This is a genomic window from Arthrobacter sp. Y3221157 (assembly GCF_059089865.1).
Genome location: NZ_JBNHFD010000210.1, coordinates 1 through 717, shown reverse-complemented (window position 1 = coordinate 717; position 717 = coordinate 1). Strand labels below are relative to the sequence as shown.

The following is a 717-nucleotide window of genomic DNA, read 5'->3' as shown; positions in this document are numbered from 1 at the left end:
ACCCCAGGCCTGGCGCCTCCGCTCCGCGGCTGACCCGCTGGTGGTGGACCTGGGCTATGGGGCCACGCCGGCCACCGCCGTCGAACTCTATGCACGGCTGGCCGCCGTCCGGCCGGATGTCCAGGTCTGCGGCATCGAGATAGAACCCTCGCGGGTCAATGCCGCCTTGCCCCTTCAGCGGCCGGGCCTGAGCTTCCACGTGGGCGGCTTCGAACTTCCCGTCCCCGGCCGCCCCGTCCTGGTGCGTGCCTTTAATGTGCTGCGGCAGTATGAGGAGGCGGACGTCGCGGGCATCTGGCGGCTTGTCCAGGACCGCCTCTCGGACGACGGCCTGTTCATTGACGGGACCTGCGATGAGATCGGCCGGCGGGTGACGTGGGTGGCGCTCGACGCCGAAAGGCCGCTGTCACTGAGCATTTCCGTCCGCTTCGGCAGCTTCAACCTGCCCTCCGATGTGGCCGAACGCCTGCCAAAGGCGCTCATACACCGCAACGTGCCCGGCGAACGGGTGCACGGGCTGCTGCAGGCGATGGACCGCGCTTGGCTGGAAGCCGCTCCCCTGGCGTCGTTCGGCAACCGGCAGCGGTGGCAGGGCATGTGCCGGTCATTGCGGGACGCCGGCTGGCCGGTGCAGGACGGTCCTGCCCGCTGGCGGCTTGGCGAACTGACGGTGGACTGGGAAGCGGTGGCTCCGGGGCTTTAGCCGGATGGGCCCAC

At 70.0% G+C, this 717-nt stretch carries 1 protein-coding gene; it reads left to right on the top strand.

What is annotated here, in order from left to right; translation table 11 throughout:
* Window positions 1-703, top strand: a 703-nt coding sequence (locus AC5RTT_RS20685) for a class I SAM-dependent methyltransferase (protein WP_494146725.1), incomplete at its 5' end; no start/stop codon positions are given.
* Between the last annotated feature and the right edge of the window lie 14 nt (window positions 704-717).